This is a genomic window from Amycolatopsis alba DSM 44262, from assembly GCF_000384215.1.
Classification (GTDB): Bacteria; Actinomycetota; Actinomycetes; order Mycobacteriales; family Pseudonocardiaceae; genus Amycolatopsis; species Amycolatopsis alba.
On sequence record NZ_KB913032.1, the window covers coordinates 2,431,955 to 2,453,772 of the forward strand.

23 protein-coding genes and 1 pseudogene are annotated in these 21,818 nt (G+C 68.6%); 12 read left to right on the top strand and 12 right to left on the bottom strand.

Annotated features, from left to right (window positions below; all coding sequences use genetic code 11):
• Nucleotides 1-2: 2 nt before the first annotated feature.
• Nucleotides 3-461 carry an SRPBCC family protein gene (locus AMYAL_RS51060; RefSeq protein ID WP_425332188.1) on the top strand — a complete coding sequence of 153 codons (459 nt, stop codon included), beginning with the start codon at nucleotides 3-5 and terminating at the stop codon, nucleotides 459-461.
• Here AMYAL_RS51060 and AMYAL_RS0111365 read toward each other — a convergent pair.
• Nucleotides 459-1,355: pseudogene (locus AMYAL_RS0111365) on the bottom strand (DMT family transporter); the annotation flags it as partial. The gene AMYAL_RS51060 and the pseudogene AMYAL_RS0111365 sit on opposite strands and share 3 nt — an antisense overlap.
• A 44-nt stretch (nucleotides 1,356-1,399) precedes the next feature.
• Between AMYAL_RS0111365 and AMYAL_RS0111370 the strand changes: the two are divergent.
• The 4 genes from AMYAL_RS0111370 to AMYAL_RS0111385 all read left to right on the top strand — a co-directional run bounded on the left by AMYAL_RS0111370 (nucleotide 1,400) and on the right by AMYAL_RS0111385 (nucleotide 5,382).
• Nucleotides 1,400-2,164, top strand: coding sequence for a hypothetical protein (locus AMYAL_RS0111370; RefSeq protein ID WP_020631428.1), 765 nt, complete (start codon nucleotides 1,400-1,402; stop codon nucleotides 2,162-2,164).
• Complete coding sequence (locus AMYAL_RS0111375; RefSeq protein ID WP_020631429.1) at nucleotides 2,161-2,904, top strand: hypothetical protein; 744 nt, start codon at nucleotides 2,161-2,163, stop codon at nucleotides 2,902-2,904. Before AMYAL_RS0111370 ends, AMYAL_RS0111375 begins: the two co-directional genes overlap by 4 nt.
• Nucleotides 2,905-2,974: 70 nt before the next feature.
• Nucleotides 2,975-3,817 carry a helix-turn-helix transcriptional regulator gene (locus AMYAL_RS0111380; RefSeq protein ID WP_020631430.1) on the top strand — a complete coding sequence of 281 codons (843 nt, stop codon included), beginning with the start codon at nucleotides 2,975-2,977 and terminating at the stop codon, nucleotides 3,815-3,817.
• Between the two features lie 47 nt (nucleotides 3,818-3,864).
• A complete protein-coding gene (locus tag AMYAL_RS0111385) occupies nucleotides 3,865-5,382 on the top strand; it encodes an ATP-dependent DNA ligase (RefSeq protein ID WP_020631431.1) in 1,518 nt (505 codons plus the stop codon).
• Between the two features lie 243 nt (nucleotides 5,383-5,625).
• Here the strand turns inward: AMYAL_RS0111385 and AMYAL_RS0111390 are convergent, their stop codons facing one another.
• From AMYAL_RS0111390 to AMYAL_RS0111400, 3 genes are all read right to left on the bottom strand, one after another.
• On the bottom strand, nucleotides 5,626-6,003 hold the full coding sequence (locus AMYAL_RS0111390) for a hypothetical protein (RefSeq protein ID WP_020631432.1): 378 nt from the start codon (nucleotides 6,001-6,003) through the stop codon (nucleotides 5,626-5,628).
• A complete protein-coding gene (locus AMYAL_RS0111395) occupies nucleotides 6,000-6,434 on the bottom strand; it encodes a hypothetical protein (RefSeq protein ID WP_245192879.1) in 435 nt (144 codons plus the stop codon). The genes AMYAL_RS0111390 and AMYAL_RS0111395 overlap by 4 nt, the downstream gene beginning before the upstream one ends.
• A gap of 87 nt (nucleotides 6,435-6,521) precedes the next feature.
• Complete coding sequence (locus AMYAL_RS0111400) at nucleotides 6,522-7,436, bottom strand: NBR1-Ig-like domain-containing protein (protein WP_245192881.1); 915 nt, start codon at nucleotides 7,434-7,436, stop codon at nucleotides 6,522-6,524.
• A gap of 16 nt (nucleotides 7,437-7,452) precedes the next feature.
• On the opposite strand from AMYAL_RS0111400, the gene AMYAL_RS0111405 reads away from it, so the two are divergent.
• On the top strand, nucleotides 7,453-8,178 hold the full coding sequence (locus AMYAL_RS0111405) for a Pr6Pr family membrane protein (RefSeq protein ID WP_020631434.1): 726 nt from the start codon (nucleotides 7,453-7,455) through the stop codon (nucleotides 8,176-8,178).
• Here the strand turns inward: AMYAL_RS0111405 and AMYAL_RS0111410 are convergent.
• Nucleotides 8,122-9,360, bottom strand: a complete 1,239-nt coding sequence (locus AMYAL_RS0111410; RefSeq protein WP_020631435.1) for an NADH:flavin oxidoreductase/NADH oxidase family protein — start codon at nucleotides 9,358-9,360, stop codon at nucleotides 8,122-8,124. The two genes, AMYAL_RS0111405 and AMYAL_RS0111410, sit on opposite strands and share 57 nt — an antisense overlap.
• Before the next feature lie 73 nt (nucleotides 9,361-9,433).
• Nucleotides 9,434-9,907 carry a DUF309 domain-containing protein gene (locus AMYAL_RS0111415; RefSeq protein WP_020631436.1) on the bottom strand — a complete coding sequence of 158 codons (474 nt, stop codon included), beginning with the start codon at nucleotides 9,905-9,907 and terminating at the stop codon, nucleotides 9,434-9,436.
• A gap of 35 nt (nucleotides 9,908-9,942) precedes the next feature.
• Between AMYAL_RS0111415 and guaB1 the strand changes: the two genes are divergently transcribed.
• Complete coding sequence (guaB1, locus tag AMYAL_RS0111420; RefSeq protein ID WP_020631437.1) at nucleotides 9,943-11,382, top strand: GMP reductase; 1,440 nt, start codon at nucleotides 9,943-9,945, stop codon at nucleotides 11,380-11,382.
• 33 nt (nucleotides 11,383-11,415) lie between these two features.
• Nucleotides 11,416-12,447 (top strand): glycosyltransferase family 2 protein, encoded by a 1,032-nt coding sequence (locus AMYAL_RS0111425; RefSeq protein ID WP_026466964.1) that lies wholly within the window; start codon nucleotides 11,416-11,418, stop codon nucleotides 12,445-12,447.
• Between the two features lie 28 nt (nucleotides 12,448-12,475).
• Here AMYAL_RS0111425 and phoH2 read toward each other — a convergent pair whose 3' ends face one another.
• Nucleotides 12,476-13,762: an RNA 5'-3' helicase PhoH2 gene (phoH2, locus tag AMYAL_RS0111430; RefSeq protein ID WP_020631439.1), complete on the bottom strand. Its 1,287-nt coding sequence runs from the start codon at nucleotides 13,760-13,762 to the stop codon at nucleotides 12,476-12,478.
• A 727-nt stretch (nucleotides 13,763-14,489) separates the two neighbouring features.
• Here phoH2 and AMYAL_RS0111440 point away from each other — a divergent pair.
• The gene (locus tag AMYAL_RS0111440; protein WP_020631441.1) at nucleotides 14,490-14,738 is read left to right on the top strand and encodes a hypothetical protein; all 249 of its coding nucleotides are present in this window, start codon (nucleotides 14,490-14,492) and stop codon (nucleotides 14,736-14,738) included.
• Between the two features lie 60 nt (nucleotides 14,739-14,798).
• Here AMYAL_RS0111440 and AMYAL_RS0111445 read toward each other — a convergent pair whose 3' ends face one another.
• Nucleotides 14,799-15,575: an isoprenyl transferase gene (locus tag AMYAL_RS0111445; RefSeq protein WP_026466965.1), complete on the bottom strand. Its 777-nt coding sequence runs from the start codon at nucleotides 15,573-15,575 to the stop codon at nucleotides 14,799-14,801.
• 131 nt (nucleotides 15,576-15,706) lie between these two features.
• Here AMYAL_RS0111445 and trhA point away from each other — a divergent pair, with 131 nt between their 5' ends.
• A complete protein-coding gene (gene trhA, locus AMYAL_RS0111450) occupies nucleotides 15,707-16,348 on the top strand; it encodes a PAQR family membrane homeostasis protein TrhA (RefSeq protein WP_026466966.1) in 642 nt (213 codons plus the stop codon).
• Between the two features lie 7 nt (nucleotides 16,349-16,355).
• On the opposite strand, the gene AMYAL_RS0111455 is transcribed toward trhA, so the two are convergent.
• Entirely contained in the window at nucleotides 16,356-16,781 is a 426-nt protein-coding gene (locus tag AMYAL_RS0111455) for a hypothetical protein (protein WP_020631444.1), read from the bottom strand.
• Complete coding sequence (locus AMYAL_RS0111460) at nucleotides 16,778-17,194, bottom strand: prevent-host-death protein (protein ID WP_020631445.1); 417 nt, start codon at nucleotides 17,192-17,194, stop codon at nucleotides 16,778-16,780. The genes AMYAL_RS0111455 and AMYAL_RS0111460 overlap by 4 nt, the downstream gene beginning before the upstream one ends.
• Before the next feature lie 146 nt (nucleotides 17,195-17,340).
• Between AMYAL_RS0111460 and AMYAL_RS47780 the strand changes: the two genes are divergently transcribed.
• Nucleotides 17,341-17,712, top strand: coding sequence for a pyridoxamine 5'-phosphate oxidase family protein (locus AMYAL_RS47780; RefSeq protein ID WP_084702316.1), 372 nt, complete (start codon nucleotides 17,341-17,343; stop codon nucleotides 17,710-17,712).
• A 38-nt stretch (nucleotides 17,713-17,750) separates the two neighbouring features.
• The gene (locus AMYAL_RS0111470) at nucleotides 17,751-18,497 is read left to right on the top strand and encodes a potassium channel family protein (protein ID WP_026466967.1); all 747 of its coding nucleotides are present in this window, start codon (nucleotides 17,751-17,753) and stop codon (nucleotides 18,495-18,497) included.
• Here the strand turns inward: AMYAL_RS0111470 and AMYAL_RS0111475 are convergent.
• Together AMYAL_RS0111475 and AMYAL_RS0111480 are read right to left on the bottom strand one after the other, a co-directional pair.
• Nucleotides 18,454-20,340: an acyl-CoA dehydrogenase family protein gene (locus AMYAL_RS0111475; RefSeq protein ID WP_020631448.1), complete on the bottom strand. Its 1,887-nt coding sequence runs from the start codon at nucleotides 20,338-20,340 to the stop codon at nucleotides 18,454-18,456. The genes AMYAL_RS0111470 and AMYAL_RS0111475 overlap by 44 nt on opposite strands.
• 65 nt (nucleotides 20,341-20,405) lie before the next feature.
• Nucleotides 20,406-21,761, bottom strand: a complete 1,356-nt coding sequence (locus AMYAL_RS0111480; RefSeq protein WP_020631449.1) for a glycoside hydrolase family 28 protein — start codon at nucleotides 21,759-21,761, stop codon at nucleotides 20,406-20,408.
• Between the last annotated feature and the right edge of the window lie 57 nt (nucleotides 21,762-21,818).

Consider the following 21,818-nt stretch of genomic DNA (forward strand, 5'->3'; position numbering starts at 1 on the left):
GTATGACCTGGACCAGAACCTCCCGCGAAATCCTGCCCGCCCGGCCGTCCGCGCTCTGGCCGTCCCTCGGCGACCTCACCCGGTGGCCGGACTGGGATCCCGACCTCGGCACCGTCGAACTGCACGGTCCCGCCGAACCGGGCTCGACCGGTTTCTTCGTGCCGACGGGTTTCGTTCGCGGCCGTGTGCATTCACTCGTCGCGGAGCCGTTCACGATCACGTCCTGGATCCAGGACCGCGAGGTCGCCGTCCGCCAGCCGATTCCCCGCGGCACCATGGACATCGTGCTCCGGCTGGCCTCGGCCGACGGCGGGACGGAGTTCGTCCAGGAGGTCACGATCGGCGGCCCGTTGCGCGCGGTCATGGTCGGGGTCATCGGCGGCGACGTCGTGAAGCATTTCGACGTCAAGTGCGCCAAGCTCGTCGAACTCGCGGCGGCGCAGGCCGATCACGACGCCTGACGACACCAGCGCGACCCCGATCAGCTGGGAGAACCGGAAATCCTGCATGCCGAGCAGGAGCGAGACGGCCAGCCCGGAGACCGGCATCAGCCCGACCAGCACCCCGGCCCGGTCCGCGCCCAGCGCCGAAACCGCCGAGTACCACAGGAGGAACGCGATCGCGGTGACGACGACCGTCAGATAGCCGAGCGCGATCAGTTCGCGCCCGTCCGGCCACGCCCAGGCACCGGCCGGGTCGGCGATCGTGCCGACGGCCGCCCCGCCGACGCCCGCGGCGCAACAACTCCAGGTCGCGGTCGCCAGCGGTCCGAGGCGTTCGAGCACGCCGACGGCGAGCAGCGTGAAGAGCGCTTCGCACACCATCGCCAGCGCCGCGAGCACCAGCCCCTGCCAGCGCGCCGCGCCGCCGCCGGACAGCACGGCGATCCCGAGTCCGGCGAGCACGGCCCCGGTCACCGGTGCCCACGACGACCGTTTCCCCTTGGCCAGCGGGGCGGCGAGTGCGAGCACGAGCGGCGTGCCGCCGAGGAACGCGGCGACCAGGCCGGGTTCGGCATGACGCTGCGCGAACAGCAGGCATGCCTGGAAACCGATCATCCCGGTCGCCGCGAGGGCGATCAGCGCGGGCCAGTCGCGCCTGCCTGGCAACGGCATCGGCTGTCCGCGCAGCCGCGCCCACGCCAGCAGGAGCAGTCCCGCGAGCGCGTAACGCAGCGCCTGCCCGGTGATGACCGGGTAGCCGTCGAGCATTCCCGTCACCGGTACGGACGCGCCGACGATCAGCACCCCCAGTACGCCGACCGTCACGCTTCTTCGTTCGCTGTCCACGTCTTCACGATGTCGACGATTTGGCCCAAAGAACAGAGCCAGAACACGATCACCAGACAGGACCATAAGTCGGACGCAACCGGACAGGGCGCCGCTTCCGTCTCTCGGGTATGCGCCTGGGGATCGCTTTCGTGCTCTTGCTGCTGGCCGCTTGCGGCCAGCAGCCCGCTCCGTTGCCGCCACTTTTCGGGCAGGCGGTGGCGCTGGTCCGGGTGACCCCCTATCAGACCTGGGGCGCGTCACTCCGGGACTTCCCGAGCTACACCCTCTACGGCGACGGCAGGCTGCTCGTCGCGGAGAAAAACGGCCGTGTCTGGCCGGAAGCACGGGAGAAACGACTGGACGACGCCACGATGAAAGCTCTCTACGCCAAGGCCTACGACGCCGGGCTCGCGCGCGACAGCACGCTCCACGCGAACAACGTCTCGGATGCCATGGCCACCGAATTCGCCATCTACGGCGGCCGGGATCACGAGTACCGGCTGCTGGCTTACGCGCCCCGAAGCGAGGAAGGCGGCGCTCTCGGAGAGGCCGCTGATTACCTGGACGAACTTCGCGAGGTGTCGGACGCCGCCGGGCCAGGACGGCCCTACGTGCCGAGGAAGGTCGCCGCCATCGGCACCGCGGTACCGCTCTCGGGCAGGAAAGACGACGTCAGGCCGTGGCCCTTCCCGCCTTTGGCCGATGCGCCGACGGTGAGGGGCGAGCGCTGCGTCCTTCTCGAAGGAGACGTCGTCGAGAAAGCGAAGGCGCTGGCTGATTCCTCTCGGTTCACGACGTTTTGGCGAAGCGGTGAAGCGACGTACACGGTCGCCTTCCGCCCCCTTCTTCCGGACGAAACATCCTGTTCGGATCTGAAGACGGGGCGCCCGTGATCCGCCGCGCGAGTGTGGCGGCGCTCGTGTTCGTCCTCTCCGCCTGCGGAACGGTGACTCCGCCACCAGCGGGTCCGGAAACGGTGCTTCTGCGCGCCAAGGCCTATGTCGGCATGCCGAGCCCGAAACCGGCCCTGCTCCCCGAATTCAGCCTGTACGGCGGCGGGCGGCTGCTCGTTCCCGGCGAACCCGAGGGGTCACTTCAGGTCGTCAGCGAAAAGCGGCTGGACGATCAAGCGGTGAGAGACGTCTACAGCGCGGCTCACGGCGCCGGCCTGGATCGCGACGAATTCGTCCCCGACGACAGCGGCACGACCGACGGCTATCTGCTGGTTTTCACGCTGTACGACAAGGAAGGCAAGCGGCGCCAGGTCCGCGCCGAGAACCCGTCCGGCGAACTCGCCGGCTTCCGCGACGAACTGGCCGACGTGGCGAAGGAAGCCGAAACCGTGCCGAAGGCTTATCGGCCGACGCGAATCGCCGCGATCGGCTGGGCTTCGGACAGCCGCCCTGCCCCGGACGCGCGGCCGTGGCCGTTCGCGCCGTTCGGCACGCGGCCTGTCGACGGTGGTCTTTGCGTCGTCCTGGAAGGTGAATCCGCGCGCCGGGCCGAGGACCTCGCCAAGGCCGCCACCCCCGCGACCCGGTGGAAGACGGCGGACACGAGCCTGCTCGTCGTCTTCCGGCCGCTCCTTCCCGATGAGAAATCCTGCGACGACCTGGTGATCCCGTACCGGTGAGAGACCCGGCGCGTGCCTGGTCCCAGCAGGACCAGGCACTCGGCCCGCCGGATCCGGGATACTCGTCACCATGACCGAGACGGCCGAACTGGGCGACTTCCTCAAGGCACGCAGGGCCGCACTGGATCCGGCCGACCTCGGCCTCCCGACCGGGTTCAACCAGCGGCGGGTCGCCGGGCTGCGGCGCGAGGAGCTCGCACAGCTGGCCGGGATCAGCGTCGACTACTACACCCGGCTGGAGCAGGGCCGGGCGCGCAACGTGTCCGATTCCGTCCTCGAGTCGCTGAGCCGGGCGCTGCGGCTGCACCGCGATGAGGAAACCTACCTGCGCAATCTGGCCGCCCCGAAGCGCAAACGCGCCGCGCGGCCGCGAGCGCAGCGGATCCGGCCCGAACTGCAGCTGATGCTGAACGCGATCCAGTCCCCGGCGTTCGTCTTCGGCCGCTACCTGGACGTGCTGGCCTGGAACCCGCTCGGCGGCGCGCTGTCCTTCGACTTCGGCGGCAGGACGCCCGGCGAGCGCAACATCCCGAAGATGTTCTTCCTCGACGAGCACGCCCGCGAGATGCACCCGGAGTGGGCGACGGTGGCGAAGGAGGTCGTGGCGAACCTCCGGTCCGAGAGCGGGAAGTACCCGGACGACCCGTACCTCGCCCAGCTCGTCGGCGAACTCTCCCTCGGCAGCGAGGAGTTCCGGAAGCTGTGGGCGAAGCACACCGTGCGCGAGAAAGCACACTCGTGGAAGGTGATGATCAACCCGATCGTGGGTGAGCTCCGGCTGCGCTACGAGACGCTGCGGCTGCCCGACGATCCGGACCTGGCCCTGGTGATCTACACCGCCGAGCCCGGCTCCGAAAGCGAGCGGGCGCTCGGCCTGCTCGCCAGCTGGGTCGCCGATCCCGCGCACGCCTGAACCCGCTCGGCGCCGAAACTGTCGGTGCGCGGGTTCATGATGGACCCATGTTGCTCACCGCGGTGGTGACCGCGTCGGCCGAACTGGCCGCCACGAGGTCCAGGAAGGCGAAGATCGCCACCCTGGCCGCACTGCTGCGCGCCGCGGGCGAGCTGGAGCTTCCCGCGGTCGTCGCGTTCCTCACCGGACAGCCGACGCAGGGCCGCGTCGGCACCGGCTGGCGGACCCTGGCCGAGCTGAACGCGGCTCCGGCCGCCGAGCCGTCGTTGACCGTGGCCGAGGTCGACACGGCGCTCGGCACGGTGGGAGCGGCGTCCGGCTCCGGCTCGGTGAAGCTGCGCGCGGACACCTTGCGGGCGCTGTTCACCAAGATGACGAAGAACGAGCAGGAGTTCCTGTTCCGGCTGCTCACCGGCGAGCTGCGGCAGGGCGCGCTCGAAGGGATCATGGTGGACGCCATCGCGGCGGCGGCCGAGATCCCGGCCGAGGAGGTCCGGCGGGCCTTCATGCTGTCCGGGCAGCTGCCGGTGACGGGCCTCGCCGCGATGACCGGCGGCCGGGAACGGCTGGCGGAGTTCAAGCTGGCGCTGGGCAGGCCGATCCGGCCCATGCTGGCGTCGCCGGCGGAGTCGCTGGAAGAGGCTGTCACCGAGCACGCCGAGGCGCTGGTCGAGTACAAAATGGACGGTGCGCGGATCCAGGTCCACCGCGACGGCGACGAGGTGCACGTCTACACGCGGACGTTGCGGGAGATCACCGGCAGCGTCGGCGAACTGGTGGACCTCGTGCGCTCACTGCCTTGCACGTCGGTGGTACTCGACGGCGAGACGCTGGCCCTGACCGACGACGGCAGGCCGAGACCGTTCCAGGAGACGATGAGCCGGTTCGGGAGCACCCGCGAGGAGCAGGTCAAGGCGTTGCTGCTGCGGCCGTACTTCTTCGACTGCCTGCACCTCGACGGCACGGACCTGCTGGACGCGCCACTGTCCGAACGGAACGCCGCGCTGCGCGAGGTCGCCGGTGAGCACGTGATCCCCGGCGAGATCGCGCCGTCGTCGGCCGCGGAGGTGCTGGAAGCGGCGATGGCCGCCGGGCACGAGGGCGTGATGGTCAAGGATCTCGCGTCGCCGTACGCGGCGGGCCGCCGCGGGCGCGCGTGGCTCAAGGTGAAACCGGTGCACACGATCGACCTGGTCGTACTCGCCGCGGAATGGGGTCACGGCAGGCGCACCGGCACGCTGTCGAACCTGCATCTCGGCGCGCGCGACCCCGGCGGCGGGCCGCCGATCATGGTCGGCAAGACGTTCAAGGGCATGACGGACGAACTGCTGGCTTGGCAGACGAAGACGTTCCAGGAGATCGAAACGCATCGAACGGACTGGGCGGTGCACGTGCGGCCGGAACTCGTCGTCGAAATCGAACTCGACGGAGCCCAGGTCAGCACGCGGTATCCGGGTGGGCTGGCGCTGCGCTTCGCGCGGGTCGTGCGGTACCGGCCGGACAAGGAGGCCGCCGACGCCGACACCATCGACACCGTCCGCGGCCTCCTCAAACCCGGCAGTTAGTCCTCTGGATGCGGTCCTTGCGCGCGCGACGGCCGCCGTCAGTGTCGCGAAAGCCACTTTCGGGACATCAGACGTCGCGAAAGTGGCTTTCGCGACACGCCTGACCCTCTACCTGGGACACCGGCGTCGGCACGGGTGGTCGTGAGTGGCAAGTGGGGTCAGAACACGAATCGCCACTCACGACCACCCTGGACCCACCGCCCACCGCCGCGTTTCGTCACCTGCTTGCGAGGACGAAACGCATCAGTAGCAGCGATCCGACGAGATCTTGTAGGTGTAGTTGTTCGAGAGGTTGGAAGTCACCTCGAACCGGATCTTGTGATACACCGGCGGCTCCCCGAGCACGCCGTGCTTGACGGTGTGCTCCTTGCCCGGCGCGATGGCCCCGCTCCAGAGGCCCTTGTCGAAGGTGTCGTCGATGATCTGGACGAGCATTCCCCGGTAGTCGTGGTTGTGCACGGTGATGTCGATGCTCTGCCCCGCGCTCACCTCGACGACCTTGGTCGACGCGCCCATCAGCGGCCCGCCCTCACAGACCTTCGACGCCGCCGAAGCGGACGGTGCCATCAGCAGGGTGCCAGCCAGCGCGACCGGGACGACGGTGAGCAGTTTCTTGTTCATCGGTTCCCCACAACGGTTTTGACGACATTGGACTGGACGGCCAGGTCGAGGCCGATTTTCAGGTTCCCCCCGCAATAGGCCTTCTCGCCGTTCTTGAAATGCACCGTCAGATCCCCGGCGCATTCGAAGACCTTGACGTCCCAGGTGCGGGTGCCCGGCTTCAGGCAGATCGCGTCCTTCCCGGCCCGGCGCATCCAGCCGTGATAGCCGGATTCACAGGTAATGATCGGATCACTGCCCGAAGCGGGCGCCGGAGCCGCCTGCGCGGCGGTGACCGGCAGGAGCGCCACGGTGAGCGTGGCCCCGGCCAGTGCGGCGACCTTGACGTACGGACGCATGGATTCCCTTTCCGCGAATAATGTGAGAGTGTTTCGGAAAATCCCCTTCCGGAATTCCCGAACGCCGATGACGTTAAAGGCGACGGCGGCCACTCGGAAAGCGATTCACGGCCGCGAAATGGCCATGGCCGCCGGAACAATGTCCACGCAGGTCAGCGCTTTGGCCACCGGCGCCGAAGGTCAAATGACGCGGACCGAGAAGAACACGGCACGGGTGTTCGGCAACAGAATGTGCCCTTGGTCGTCGGCCATCTTCCAGTACACCTGGCAATGCCCTGGACTGTCCGGCGCGCGGACCTCGACGGAGACGCGCACGTGTTCGCCGGGAGCGGTCTGCGGGACGGGCACGCGTTCGGGAGTGCCGCATTCGCCGGGGTTGCCGAACGAACCGGCGCGGACCAGATAGCGGCCGACCCATCCGACCGTTCCCGCGTTCCGGAACTCCCAGGTCTTCACGAAGGTCGATCCGGCCGCGACCTCGCTGCCGTCGGGCACGGTCACGTCGGCGACGAACTCGGACGCGTCACCGACCGGAGCGGCGGGCTCGGAACCGAAAGGAGCGGCGAACACGAACACCAGCGCCGCGACGAGCACGAGTGCCACGGCCCCGGCGAGGACGAACGCCGTCCGCCGCGAACGCTCCGGAACCGGTTCGGGCGCCGCACCGGTCAGCGCGTCCCGCGCGCGTTCCCACTCGCCGCGCCATTCGTGACGGACCTCGTCCTCGTCACCGCCGAGCACCCCGGCGGCCAGCACGCGGACGAACTCCCAAGAGGTCTCCCAGCTGGGCAGGCGCTCTCCGCGAGCGGCGGCCGAAAGCGCCGACTTCGACGCGAGCGCGCCGTACTCGTCGCGCATCCGATCGTAGGACGGGTCACCGGCGGCGCGTTTCAGCTCCCACAGCCGTCGCGCGAACCCGGCGACGGGTCCGCTGTCCTCCGCCGGACCCCGCGCGACCCGCCCGCGGCGTCCGGGCCTGCGCTCGACGTCCATCGTTTCCCACGATATGACCCGGTGGCCGGGACGGCCCGGCGCCGTCCCGACCCCGATCGAGTGGCGGCGGGTGGTGGTGACGGGACGTTCCGGTGTGATCACCCATAAAGTAGGCAGAATGCAGGCTTCCAAGATCGCGCGTGCCTGGTTCGGCGCGACCGCGCTGGTGGTGATCGCCGGTCTCGCCGCCCAGATCCCGGTCTCGGCAGGCACCGAGGGCGGCAGCTTCCACACCCCGGCCGGACGGGTGGCCAACCTGCTGGCCTTCTTCACCATCGACTCGAACATCCTGGTCGGCGTCGGCAGCCTGCTGCTCGCGCTCGGCGTCGCCGGCCGGTCGACGCTGTTCGGCGTGCTGCGGCTCACCGGCCTCGTCGGCATCACCGTGACCGGGGTCGTCTTCCAGGTCGCGCTCGCCGACCTCTACGAACTGCACGGCTGGGCGGTTTTCGCCGACACGATGCTGCACAAGGTGTCACCGCTGATGTGCGTCGCGGGCTGGCTGCTGTTCGGGCCGCGCGGCCAGCTCTCGTGGCGGATCCTGTCGTGGTCGCTGCTGTACCCGCTGGGCTGGCTCGCGGTCACGCTGGTGCGCGGCGCGATCATCGGGTTCTACCCGTACCCGTTCGTCGACCCCGGCATCAACGGTTACGGCGGGGTCGCGTTCAACTGCGTGCTGATCGGCGTGCTGTTCATCGGTCTCGCGGCGGCGGCGGTCGGTTTCGACCGCACCTTCAACCGCCGCGACGAACCGGACGACTACCTGGCCCCTGACCCGGTGGATGAACTAGCCCCGGACACGCCGGAAGGCGTTGAGCGGATCCGCGACTCCGGCGCGTACTAGCGCCCGCACCGCGCCGAGCCGCCGGTCCACCGGTTTCCCGGCGGCCACCCGGTGCATCTGCTGGGTGTGCCACTGGATCTCGAGCAGGCTGTCGGCCAGCCGGATCCCGGTCTTCGGCGCCTTGCGTTCGGCACGGACGTCCTCCCCCGCCAGCAGACGGCCGGGCAACGCAGGATCGACGACCAGCGGCCTGCCGAGCCCGATGACGTCCAGCGCCCCGGAGCGCAGCGCGTCCGCCATTCCCTCAGGGCTGGTGAAGCCGCCGGTGACCATGAGCGCGACGTCGGTGACCTGCCGCGCCTTCGCGGCGTAGTCGAGGAAGTAGGCCTCGCGGCTGACAGTGCTGGCCTTGCTCGTCTTGCCGGAGCCCATCATGGCGGCCTTCTCGTAGGTACCGCCGGAGACTTCCAGCAGGTCGATGCCCGCTTCGCCCAGTTCGCGGACGACTTCGAGCGATTCTTCCTCGCTGAAGCCGCCGCGCTGGAAGTCCGCGCTGTTGAGCTTGACCGCGATCGGCACGCCGTCGCCGACCTCGCCCCGGATCCGGGCGACCACCTCCAGCAGGAACCGGCGCCGCCGGAGCGCGTCACCGCCCCAGCCGTCGGTGCGCTGGTTGGTCAGCGGCGAAAGGAACTGCGAGACGAGGTAGCCGTGCGCGCCGTGGATCTGGACACCGGCGAACCCGGCGTCGACGACGGTTCGCGCGGCCACGCCGAAGCGGTCGATGATCGCTTCGATCTCGTCACCGGTGAGGGCGCGGGGCGTCGCGAACACCGACCGGATGCCGCGGTCGCCGAACGGCACCGCCGACGGCGCGACCGGCTGACGGGAGAGGAAGCGGGGGCTCTGGCGGCCGGGGTGGTTGAGCTGGACCCACAACCGCGTCTCGGTCCCGTCTGCCGAGCGCGCCCACGGCTTGAACTCGGTCGCGTCCGGTTCCCGAGGCACCGCGACGTTGCGAGGTTCGCCGAGCGCCGTCGGGTCGACCATGACGTTTCCGGTGATCAGCGTTCCGGCGCCACCCCGTGACCAGGTCCGGTACAGCTCGGCGAGTTCGGCGGTCGGCCGGTTGCGGCGGTCGCCGAGCTGCTCGCTCAGCGCGGCCTTGGCCAGCCGGTTCGGCAGGATCGCGCCGCAGCGCAGTTTCAGCGATTCGGCCAGCAATTCCCTGGGCTCGCTCATCCGCGCTTCTCCCGCCGTTACCTACTGAGCAGTATCCCTACTCGAAGTAACATACTCGCGGTATGTCGAGTACTCAAGGTGTGCCCAGCAGGCGGGGCGCCACCGGCTCGACCCGGATCCGCACCTTCACCTCTCCGGCCATCTCCCGCGCCCAGGCCTGCAACCCCGGAACGTCGATCCCGTGCGGCCGGGCCTCGCGGAACGGCTCGATGTTGTCCGCGCCGCGTTCCAGCAGCGACGCCGCGCCGTTCCCGTTCCCCCTCGCCGCGTGAGTCAGGCCCACGGCGAGCTGCGCGAGGCCGCGCCACAGCTCCCGTTCCGCCCCGTCGGTCGCCTTCCAGGCGTCCTCGAACACCTCGTGCGCGTGGAACGGGCGCCCCGCGTCGAGCAGGCGCTGGGCCTCGGCGATGGTGTCCTCGGGGCTGCGCTCGATGCCCTCGGGCTGCCGTTCGACCCCGTCGGCGCCGTACGGGAGCGGCCTGCCGAGACCGTCCCGAGGGCGCGCGTTGCGGGCTCGTCCGGCTTCGTCACGGTCCCGGTCGGTCATGCCGACATTGTCCCACGCGGGTATCCTGGGGACCCGTGCGCTTTCTCGACGGGCACCGGCCCGCTCACGACCTGACCTACGACGACGTGTTCCTCTTGCCGAACCGTTCGGACGTGGAGTCCCGCTTCGACGTCGACCTGTCCACTGTGGACGGCACGGGCGCGACGATCCCGATCGTGGTGGCCAATATGACAGCCGTCGCGGGCCGCCGGATGGCCGAGACGGTCGCCCGGCGCGGCGGGCTCGTCGTCCTGCCACAGGACGTCGACACGGCCGCCGTCGCCGAAATCGTCACCTGGGTCAAGAGCCGTCACACCGTGTGGGACACCCCGCTCGTGCTGACCGGCGGCGACGCGGTGGCCGACGCGCTGAACCTGGTCGGCAAACGCGCCCACGGCGCCGTCGTCGTGGTGGACGAGGACGGCAAACCGGTCGGCGTGGTCGACGAAGCGGCTTGCGCCGGCGTAGACCGCTTCGCCCGGCTCGGCGACGTCGCGGAGCCCGCGCTCGTCACGGTCCCGCTGGACACCCCGCCCCGTGAGGTGTTCGAGCGCCTGCACGCCCACGGCGGTGGTCTCGCGCTCGGCATCGACGAAAACGGCAGGCTCGCGGGCGTCCTGACCGAGATCGCGGCGCTGCGCGCGGAGATCTACACCCCCGCGGTCGACGACGGCGGGAACCTGCGGGTCGCCGCCGCGATCGGCGTGAACGGCGACGTCGCGGCGAAGGCCGAGGCCGTCTTGGCGGCGGGCGTCGACGTGCTGGTCGTCGACACCGCGCACGGCCACCAGGAGAAGATGATCTCCGCGCTCAAGGCCGTCCGGTCGGTGCACCCGCGGGTCCCGGTGGTCGCCGGGAACGTGGTCACCGCGGAAGGCACGCGCGACCTGATCCACGCGGGCGCGGACGTGGTCAAGGTCGGCGTCGGGCCCGGCGCCATGTGCACGACGCGGATGATGACCGGCGTCGGCCGCCCGCAGTTCTCGGCCGTGGCGGAATGCGCCGCCGCTGCCCGTGAACTGGGCAAACACGTCTGGGCGGACGGCGGCGTGCGGCATCCTCGCGACGTCGCGCTGGCGCTGGCCGCGGGCGCGTCCGCGGCCATGGTCGGCTCGTGGTTCGCCGGCACTCACGAGTCCCCCGGCGATCTGCGCCACGACGAGCAGGGCAGGCCGTACAAGGAGTCCTTCGGCATGGCGTCGAAGCGCGCCGTCGGCGCCCGCACGCGCACGGACAACGTCTTCGAACGCGCCAAGAAGGGCCTGTTCGAGGAGGGCATCTCGGCGTCGCGGATGGCGCTGGACCCGGCCCGGCCCGGCGTCGAAGATCTGCTCGACTCCATCGGCTCCGGTGTCCGGTCGGCTTGCACGTACGCGGGCGCGCGGACGCTGGAGGAGTTCCACGAGCGCGCGCTGCTCGGCATCCAGTCCGCCGCGGGTTTCGCGGAAGGGCGCCCGCTGCCGTCGGGCTGGTGATTTCCGCGCCCTGGAAGCACTAAGGTGCGTCGGGTGAGACGTCTGAGACGGATCGTGGCGGCGGCGATGGACCGCCGCCACGCGGAAAACGGGGAAATCGCCGCACTGCGATCCACCCTCGCGGACCAGGCCGCGGAACTCGATCGCCTGCGCGCGGTGCTGGAGCACCACACCGCCTGGCTCGAAGACCACGGCGGGGCCTTGCGGGACGGCGACGCGCGCACCACCACCGTCGAAGCCGGCCAGGAAGCCCTTGGCTCACGGCAGGAAGCGCTCGACGGCTGGCTCGAAAGCCATGACATCGCTTTCGAGGGCCTGCACCTCCGGACTGGGCAACTCGAAGCGGCCCGCGCCGTCCAGACCTTCACCCAGTGGCTCGAACAGCGGGAACTCGCCGCCACGCCGAAGATCTCGGTCGTGCTGCCGACCCACGATCGCGCCGCGCTGCTGCCCCGCGCGATCGAGTCGGTCCGGGCACAGCGTTATGGCAACTGGGAACTGATCGTCGTCGACGACGCCAGCGCGGACTCCACGCCCAAGGTGCTCGCGGCCCTCGAAGACCCGCGTATCCGCGCGATCCGCGTGGCGCACAACCGGGTCAGCGCCGCACGCAACGTGGGCCTCGCCGCGGCGACCGGCGACGTCATCGCCTATCTCGACGACGACAACACCATGCATCCCTTGTGGCTCAAGGCTTTGGCGTGGACGTTCGGCGACCATCCGGAGATCACCGCCGCGTACGGCGGGTACGTCATCGACGATGTCGAAGGGCTGCCGAGGCTGCTGCTGAAGCCGTACAGCCGCGAAGCACTGCTCAAGGAGAATCTCGCCGACACCGGCGCCGTCGCCCATCGCGCGGGCCTCGAAGAAGCCCGCTTCGACGAGTCACTGGTCGAAATGGACGACTGGGATCTCCTGCTGAGCCTCACCGCGGACCGCGACCCGCTGGTCGTCCCGGCGATCTCCTGTTTCTATTCCACGGCCGCGCCGGACCGCCTTTCGGGCGGTCCTACCCACGACGCCGATTTCGCCGCGGTGCGAAGGAAGCACGGGGAGTCCTCTTAGGACTGTCCCAAGAGGACTCCCCGATCGGCTATCCGTGGTCCTCCAGCATCTCGGTGACGAGCGCCGCGATCGGCGAGCGCTCGGACCGGGTCAGCGTGACATGCGCGAACAGCGGGTGACCCTTCAGCTTCTCGATCACCGCCGAGACACCGTCGTGCCGCCCGACCCGCAGGTTGTCGCGCTGCGCGACGTCATGCGTGAGCACGACCCGTGAAGCCGTGCCGAGCCGCGAAAGCACGGTCAGGAGCACGTTGCGCTCCAAGGACTGCGCCTCGTCGACGATGACGAACGTGTCGTGTAGCGACCGGCCGCGGATATGGGTCAGTGGGAGCACCTCGAGCATCCCGCGGTCGAAGACCTCGTCGAGGACGTCCTGGCTGACCAGCCCGCCGAGGGTGTCGAACACCGCCTGCGCCCACGGCTGCATCTTCTCGCTCTCGGAACCGGGCAGGTAGCCCAGTTCCTGGCCGCCGACCGCGTACACCGGCCGGAAGACCACCACCTTGCGATGCTGGCGGCGTTCCATCACCGATTCCAGCCCCGCGCAGAGCGCGAGCGCCGACTTCCCGGTTCCGGCGCGGCCGCCCAGCGAGATGATGCCGACGTCGGAGTCCAGCAGGAGATCCAGCGCCACCCGCTGCTCGGCCGACCGGCCGTGCAGGCCGAACGCCTCCTTGTCACCCCGCACGAGCCGGATCCGCTTGTCCGCGGTGACCCGGCCCAGGGCGCTCGAACTGCCCGCGAGCAGCCTCAGACCGGTGTGACAGGGCAGCTCACCGACCTCGGGCATCCCGAACTCCGCCGGATCCGCGGAAGACCCGCTGAACAGCGCGTCGACCAGGGTCTGCGGGACGTCCACGTCCGCCATCCCCGTCCAGCCCGAAGGCGTCACCTCCTGCGCGCGGTACTCGTCGGCTTCCAGGCCGACGGCGCCCGCTTTGACCCGCAGGGGGATGTCCTTCGTCACCAGCGTGACCGACGCGTGTTCCGCCGCCAGGTTGAGCGCACAGGCGAGGATGCGGTGGTCGTTGGAGTCGGTGCGGAAACCGACCGGGAGCACCGTGGGATCGGAGTGGTTCAACTCCACCTGCAGGGTGCCGCCGTGCTCACCGATCGGGATCGGCGCGTCGAGCCTGCCGTGCTGACGACGCAGGTCGTCGAGCATGCGAAGCGCTTCGCGCGCGAACCACCCCAGTTCGGGGTGGTGACGTTTCGCCTCCAGTTCACTGATGACGACCAGCGGGAGCACGACCGCGTGTTCGGCGAAACGGGTCACCGACCAGGGGTCAGAGAGCAGGACCGACGTGTCGAGCACGTAAGTGGACCGCTGGGATTCGGGCGAGATCGAGGCTTTCTCCGGGCCAGGGGCACCGGTCGAAGAACGGCCAGAGGCCTTGCGGGGTGAACGCTGCGCAGTCACGACGGCATCTCCCTCGTGGGCGTGGCACCACGCCCGCACTCGCTGGGCCGGGCACCTCCCTGGCTAACCGCTCCTTCTGACGCCTTCGACGTCAGCCGGCACGGCCGCGAGGGCCGGGTGCCGGCCCCCTCGTGCATCCACTGGGCGGCTGAGCCGCCCTGTCGACAACCGCCACGACCAGGGCCTCCCGTGAGAGTCCGCATGGGACGCGAACTCTCACTTTCGGAAGGTACCTGCGTCCGGCCGATCGCGCAGGCAGCCACCACGGTGATTCGCCAAACCGTCATCTCACTGTCGGTCGCGTGGCATCAACGCCTGGCCACCATCACCCTGGGTAGTGATGATCTCCATTCAGGGACACACGTCGACATGACCCGGATGGATTAACGCGACAGAGGGCGTTCACCTGATGGGATCGAGGGTTCTACCACGCTTGGTAGCAGCCCGCATTTTGTGTCCGCGACAGAGAACCGGACCGAGTGAAATGAACCTTTTTCGCCTCACACAATGGGCTTACGAGACGGTCACAGAGCCTGAATAGCGAGTAATTTTCTCACTGCGGGACACCCCCACCGGATTCGGTGCCCCCGACCCCCTGAATATCTCTACCTAGGAGTGCGAAGTGCTGAAGAAGGCTGGTTTCGTTTCCGCCGTCGCCGCAGGTCTCATGATGGTCGGCGGGACCGCGTTCGCCGCCACCGGCGACACCACCGGCACCCCGGACCCGACGTTCGGCGACGCCTACAACACGTTCATCGAGGGCGGTGGCGCGCTGGGTTACGGCGCTGCCTCGCTGGTCGCCGGCGCCTACACGGGTGTCGTCCTGACCCCGTCGCTCCTGGCTCACTCGCTGGAGCACCACCACGGCTGATCTTCAGCCTGGACGTCGAAGGCCCCGGAAGTGCACTCCGGGGCCTTCGTCATGCGCGGGTCAGGAACCGAAGCGCCGGTGCCGCCATGCGTAATCGCGCATCGCCCGGAGAAAATCGACCCGGCGGAATGCGGGCCAATAAGCTTCGGTGAACCAGAATTCCGAATGCGCCGATTGCCAGAGCAGAAATCCGGAAAGCCGCTGCTCACCCGAGGTGCGGATAATCAGATCCGGATCCGGCTGGCCCGAGGTGTACATGTGTTCGGAAATATGATCGACGTCCAGGATCTTCGCGAGCTCGCGGATCGAGGTCCCCTCGTCGGCGTGCTGGAGCAGCAGTTTGCGGACCGCGTCGGCGATCTCCTGACGCCCCCCGTAACCGACCGCGACGTTGACCTCCATCCCGGAACGCCCCTCGGTGCGTTCCGCGGCCGCGCTGAGGGCCTTCGCGACCTCCGGCGGCAGCAGGTCAAGGGCTCCCACGATGCGGAGCCGCCAGGGTGTCTGCGGCGCGGCGAGCTCGTCGGTGACGTCGGTGATGATCTTCAGCAGAGGGCTCAACTCCTCGGCCGCGCGGCCGAGGTTGTCGGTCGAGAGCAGCCACATGGTGACGACCTCGACGTCGGCCTCGTTGCACCAGCTCAGGAAGTCGGCGATCTTCTTGGCGCCGGCGCGATGGCCGTCGGCGACGTCGGTGAAGCCCGCTTCGCGCGCCCAGCGGCGGTTCCCGTCCAGCATGATGGCGATGTGGCGTGGATGGCGCCCCTTGGCCTGCTGGATCAGGCGCCTGCCGTAGGCGCTGTACAGGACGTCTGACAAGAAGGACCGAAGACTCACGCCAGTGGAGAGTAGTCACCCCGCGAGCCTCAGTGGGACGCGCCACGGACACTGGCAAAAAACCTACGGTGCCGTAACCTGGCTGAGTGAGCGTAGCGACCGAACCCCAGCCGTCCGGCCCCACGCCCTTGGTGGACACGCGTCCTCGCTTGCGGGGGCACATCCACTTCTGGTCCTTCTTCGGCGCCGTCGCCGGAGCCGCGGCCCTCATCAGTCTCGCGGCGTCCACAGTGTCGGGAATGGCCGCTTTGTCCACTTCGGTCTACGGCTTGACCGTCCTGGGCGTCTTCGGCGTCAGCGCCCTCTATCACCGTCGCTTGTGGAGCCCACGAGCATACGAATGGATGAAGCGCGCCGACCATTCGATGATCTTCCTGTTCATCGCGGGCACTTACACGCCATTCACCCTTCTGGCGATGTCCCAGCCGACCGGGTACATCGTGCTCGCGATCGTCTGGGGCGGCGCGATCGGCGGCGTCACCCTGAAGATGCTGTGGCCGAACGCGCCACGGTGGCTGGGCGTGCCCATCTACATCGCACTGGGCTGGGTCGCCGTCTTCGTCCTGCCCGAACTGGGCGCGCACGCCGGCATCGCGGCACTCGTCCTGCTCTGCGTCGGCGGCCTGTTCTACACGCTGGGCGCGGTGTTCTACGCCGTCAAGTGGCCGAACCACTTCCCGGACACCTTCGGGTACCACGAGTACTTCCACGCCTGCACGGTGCTGGCGGCGGTTTCGCACTACATCGCGATCTGGCTGGCGATGTACGCCTAGCTGGCGATCAGCTGTTCTCGGTCCAGAACTGTTGAAGCCTCGCGATGGCCTCGGCTTTGGTCATCGCGGCGACCTCTGATTCGGTGAGACCGACCCGCGAGAGCAGCATGTGCACCAGATCAGCCGGAAGAGCTTCGGCCTGCGGAACAGGTACTCCGCGATCGGGTTTGACGCCATCGTGCACGCACGACCAGAAGCACGGCTCGTCGACATCGAGCTGGTCGCGAAGGATGTGCTTCCAGATGCTCTTCCCGTACCCGGTCCGATCCACCGGATGCGAGATCCGGGTTCGCAGGATGCGGCCGTCCACGAGACCGAGTTCGTAGGTGACGTGATGCGTACCGGTCCGGCCGCGGACATCGCGAACCCTGCGCCACTCCTCGACCTGACAGAACGACTCATGGTCCTTACGGGTGAGTTGTGGCCGATTCACCGCGCGGTACCCGCCAGCCAATCGCGCAATTGATCGTCGTCGCTCAGGCTGATCAACTGAACCAGGCCCCAGTTGTCACGGTGATTCGGCGCGTCCAGCAACCGCAGCTGCCAGTCTTCCGCGTACTCCCGCAGCGCGTCGACCATCTCGGTCAGCGCCTCGTCGAAAGTGGCTCCGTCCGCCGCTACCGGCAAGCCCGGAATGAACACGGACCAGCCGCCGTCCTCGGCGACGACCTGCGCAGACGCAGGCAGAAGCGACGCAAGGAAGTACCGCAGCCGTTCGACGTCCACGACGGCGGCCTGAACCGAGTCGCGCCGAACCGTGGCAACACGGCCCTTCTGCGCAGCATCCAGCAGATCCTTCAGATGCGCGCGAGCTTCGGTGTAGCTGTCGTAATGGAGAGCGGACAAAGGGACCTCCCGGTCAAGTCCCGACCAGTTTGCCCAAGTACGTCAAGTACGTCGCGCCGGTGACCTGGACGGACACACGCGTGTTCCCTCTGGCACAGGAAAGTGCCTTCTTCCGCACCTCCACCACCAGAGCCATGATCACCACCATGGCCAAGAACCCGACGCCCCGAACCCTCGACGAAGCGGCCCTCAGCGCCTTCATCGCCGAGCACACCTTCGGCGCCCTCGCGACCCTCAAACGCGACGGCCGCCCCCATCTCTCCACGGTCGTCTACACCTGGGACCCCGAAGCCCGCGAGATCCGGATCAGCACGACCGAAGAGCGCCTCAAGGTCAAGCAGCTCCGCAACAACCCCACCGCTTCGCTCTACGTCTCCAGCGCCGATCACTGGAAATTCGCGGTCGTGGAAGGGAAAGCGGAACTCTCCGAAGTCACGCGAACACCCGATGACGGTGACAGGCTCTACATCACCCTCAGAGCCGAGAAACTCTATGGCACAGCCCTCGACATCGCTTAACGTACGCACCTGGAAAAGGCCAGGTGAGGAGACGTCCGATGTGGGAAAAGCGGATGGAGTGGCCGCTCAACGCCGCCGCCGTACTGTTCCTGGCCGCCTACGCCTGGCCGATCCTCCAGCCCTCGCTCGGGCACACCGGCCGGGTCTGGTGTGAGGTCGTCACCTGGCTCTCCTGGGCGGTCTTCGCCCTGGACTACGGCGTCCGGCTCAAGCACGCCGAGGACAAACGCACGTTCCTGAAGAGCAACCTGTTCGACCTGGCGATCATCGTGCTCCCGTTGATCCGGCAGTTGCGGCTGCTCCGGCTGGTCACGGTGCTCAACGTCCTCAACCGCAACGCCGGGTTGTCGTTGCGCGGCCGCGTCGTGGTCTACACGGTGGGCGCGACGGCGCTCATCGTGTTCTGTTCGGCGCTCGCCGTACTCGACGCCGAGCGCACACAGCCGGACGCGCCGATCACCGACTTCCCCGACGCGGTGTGGTGGTCGATCACGACGATCACCACGGTCGGCTACGGCGACCGCTATCCCGTCAGCGGTACCGGACGCGTCGTCGCGGTCGGGCTGATGGTGGCCGGGATCGCCCTGCTCGGTGTGGTCACCGCGACGCTGGCGTCGTGGCTGATCCGCCGGGTGACCGAGGCCGACGAGAACGCGCAGGCCGTCACCCGCGAGCATCTCGACGAGCTGACCCGCGAGGTCAAGGCGCTGCGGGCCGAGCTCGCCGAGCAGCGGGCAGGCGTCAGTCCCGCAGCATCGGAGCCGCTAGGTACTGCTCGGGGATAGCGAAGGCGTCCACGAGCGTCCGCGCGTGCGGGCGCAGGTCGGCGCACAACGCGTTCACCGCGGCGGTGACGGCCTTCGAGCGTCCGGAGGTCAGGCGTCCGTGTTCGAGGAACCAGCCCCGGTCCGCCTCGATGTTCGCGAGCGCGTAGAGGTCGCAGACCCGCTCCAGCAGCTCCCGTGCCTCCGCGTCGGCGCAGCGCTCGATGGCGGCGATGAACGCTTCGAGCACCACTCGGTCGACGTGCACTCGCCCGGCGCGCAGCACGTGGTCTTGCGCGTCGTTGAAAACACCGAAGGGATCCGACGCAGCCTTACGAAGACGCTGCGCGACGCCGCCGAGTACGTGCTCTTCGCGGTCTTCGAACAGCTTCAGGTGCCATTCGCGCGAGTACAGCACGTCGCTGTCGTCGGCGTCGGTGAGCCGCTCGACGACCTTGCGCGCGGACGTCCGTTCGATCACGGCCTCGACGAACTGCTCCGCCACGAACCGCGCGGTCGCGAGCGGGCTGAGGTCCTCGAAATGGTCCTTGTAGCTGGTCAGAAGGCCCTTCGCGACCAGCTGCAGCAGCACGGTGTTGTCACCCTCGAAGGTGGTGAAGACGTCGGTGTCGGCCTTCAGCCCGGCGAGCAGGTTCTCCGACAGGTAGCCGGAGCCGCCGCACGCCTCACGGGCGGCCTGGATGGTCGCCGTCGCGTGCCAGGTCGAGACCGCCTTGATCCCGGCCGCACGTGCTTCCAGCTCTCGCTGCTCTTCCTCGGGCGCGTCCTCGGCGATGTCGTTCAACGTCGCGACGAGCGCTTCCTGCGCGAAGTGCAGCGCGTACGACGTCGCCAGCGCGGGCAGCAGTTTCCTTTGATGCGCGCGATAGTCGAGGATCACGACCTCGTCGCCGTCGGGCCGCGCGAACTGCCGTCGCTGCTCGCCGTACCGGACGGCCAGCGCCAGCGCGCGTTTCGTCGCGCTGCCGGCACTGCCCGCGACGCTGACCCGCCCGCGGATGAGCGTGCCGAGCATCGTGAAGAACCGGCGGCCGTCGCTTTCGATCGGGCTCGTGTACGTCCCGTCCTCGGCGACGTCACCGAACCGGTTGAGCAGCGCCTCACGCGGAACCCGCACCTGGGTGAAGGTGAGCCGCCCGTTGTCGACGCCGTTGAGACCCGCCTTGCGGCCGCAGTCCTCGATCTCGACGCCACTCGCGTTTTCGCCGCGGATCGGCACCAAGAACGCGTGCACGCCGCGCGATTCACCACCGGTGATCAGCTGCGCGAACACGACAGCGAGTTCGCCGTCGCGGGCGGCGTTGCCGATGTACTCCTTCATCGCGCCCCGGTCCGGCGTGTGCACGACGAACTCGCGCGTGGCCGGGTCGTAGGTCGCGGTGGTGCGCAGATGCTGGACGTCCGAGCCGTGACCGTGCTCGGTCATCGCGAAACAGCCCAGCAGCTCCAGATCCTTGATCTCGCGCAGATAGCGCTCATGGTGGCGTTCGGTACCGAGCAGCTGCACCGCGCCGCCGAACAGACCCCATTGGACACCTGCCTTGACCATCAGCGAGAGGTCGCCGAAGCCCAGCATCTCGAACGACATCACCGAGCCGCCGACGTCGCCGCCACCGCCGTACGCCGGGTCGAAACCGAGACCGGGGCGGTCGGTTCCGGCGAGCTTGCGCAGCCATTCGAGGACCTGGGCCCGGTGCGCTTCCACGTCAAGGTCGACAGGGTCCTTGAAGTCTTCCGCCGCCATCTGCGCGCGCACCGCCCGGCGTAGCCCGGCCCACCGTCCATCGAGGACGGTGGTCAGCGCGTCCGGGTCGATCTTCGCGGGAAGTCCTGGTGTGTCCACGATTCCTCCGATGCGGTGCGTTCTGACCTCAGCCTGCCGCACCGCATCGGCGGGCGCAGCACGAATCAGACCGGTTTCCCGTTGATCGTCGTGTTCTCGAACCGCAGGTCATCGACGTGCTCCAGGGTGTTCTCCGTGCTCGCGACGCCGTCGAAGCGGCAATCGCGCACCCGCAGACCCCGAACGTGTGAGTTGGGCAACCCCCGGACGTTGAACGCGGCTTGCCCGCATTTCGTGCTCACGGAGTTGCTGATGGTGAACGGACCGAACCGGGGGACATACGAGCCGGTTTGGCCGTTGTAGTCCGGCAGGACGTACGCGAACGAGCGGGCGAAAGTGCCCGAGACACTGTCGAGGTTGACGTTCTCGGTGAAGCCGCCGCGCAAGGTGTTCGACTTGACGTACAGCGCGTATTTCGTCTCGCCGGTGACGGTGAGCCGGTACGCGTAGACGTCACGGATCCCGCCGGTCTGCTCGCTGCCGCAGGTGATCGCGCCCCAGTTGCCGTCCATCACGCAGTTCGCGACGACGATGTTCCGGCACGGCACGCCGACCCGGCGCCCGTCGGCGTCCCGGCCCGCTTTGAGCGCGATGTTGTCGTCGTGCGCGCCGAGATGGGAGTTCACGATCACGACGTGGTCGCAGGACTCGGGGTCGCAGGCGTCGGTGTTGGAGTGCGCGGTGCTCGCGTCGGTGCGGACGCCGTCGATCGTGACGTTCCGGCACAGCGTGGGGTGCAGCTGCCAGAACACCGGGTTCTTCAGCGTCACACCCTCGATGAGCAAGGTGTCGCACGCGTACGGCTCGACGAACGCGGACCGCATGGCGTGCCCGGAGCCGGGCACGATCCGCTTCTCCGGCGGGATCCCCTTGGCCACCAGCGATTCCAGGTAGTCACGGTCCTTGCCCTTGTTCCAGGAAGCCGTGTCGGCCGCGTCGAGGACGCCCGGCCCGGTCACCGCGATGTTGGCTTCCTTGTACGCGTAGATCATCGGCGACCGGTTGACGCACTCGATGCCCTCGTAGCGGGTGAGCACGTTCGGGAACTTCGAGGCGTCGGAGCCGAACCTGAGCACCGCACCCGCGGCGAGGTGCAGGTCCACGTTGCTCTTGAGGTACACCGCGCCGGTGACGAAGGTGCCCTTAGGCACGACGACGCGTCCACCGCCACGCGCGTTGGCCGTCTCGATCGCCTTCTTGATCGCGGCGGTGTTGTCGGTCTTGCCGTCGCCTTTGGCGCCGAAATCGAGCACGGAAAACGTCCGGTCCGGGAAGACCGGACGTTTCGTCCGCGCGACGATGTCGTCGGCGGCGGGCCAGGGAAGGACCGGGGCCGCCGAGGCGGTGGGCGCGAGCAGCGGGCTCGCGGCCACCACGAGACCGCCCTTGATCAGCCAACGCCGGGAGAATCTGCCGTCCATGACGCCTTCTTTCGCAAGAGGACTTCGGTGAAGACGGCGGAATCCCGACTCTAGGGG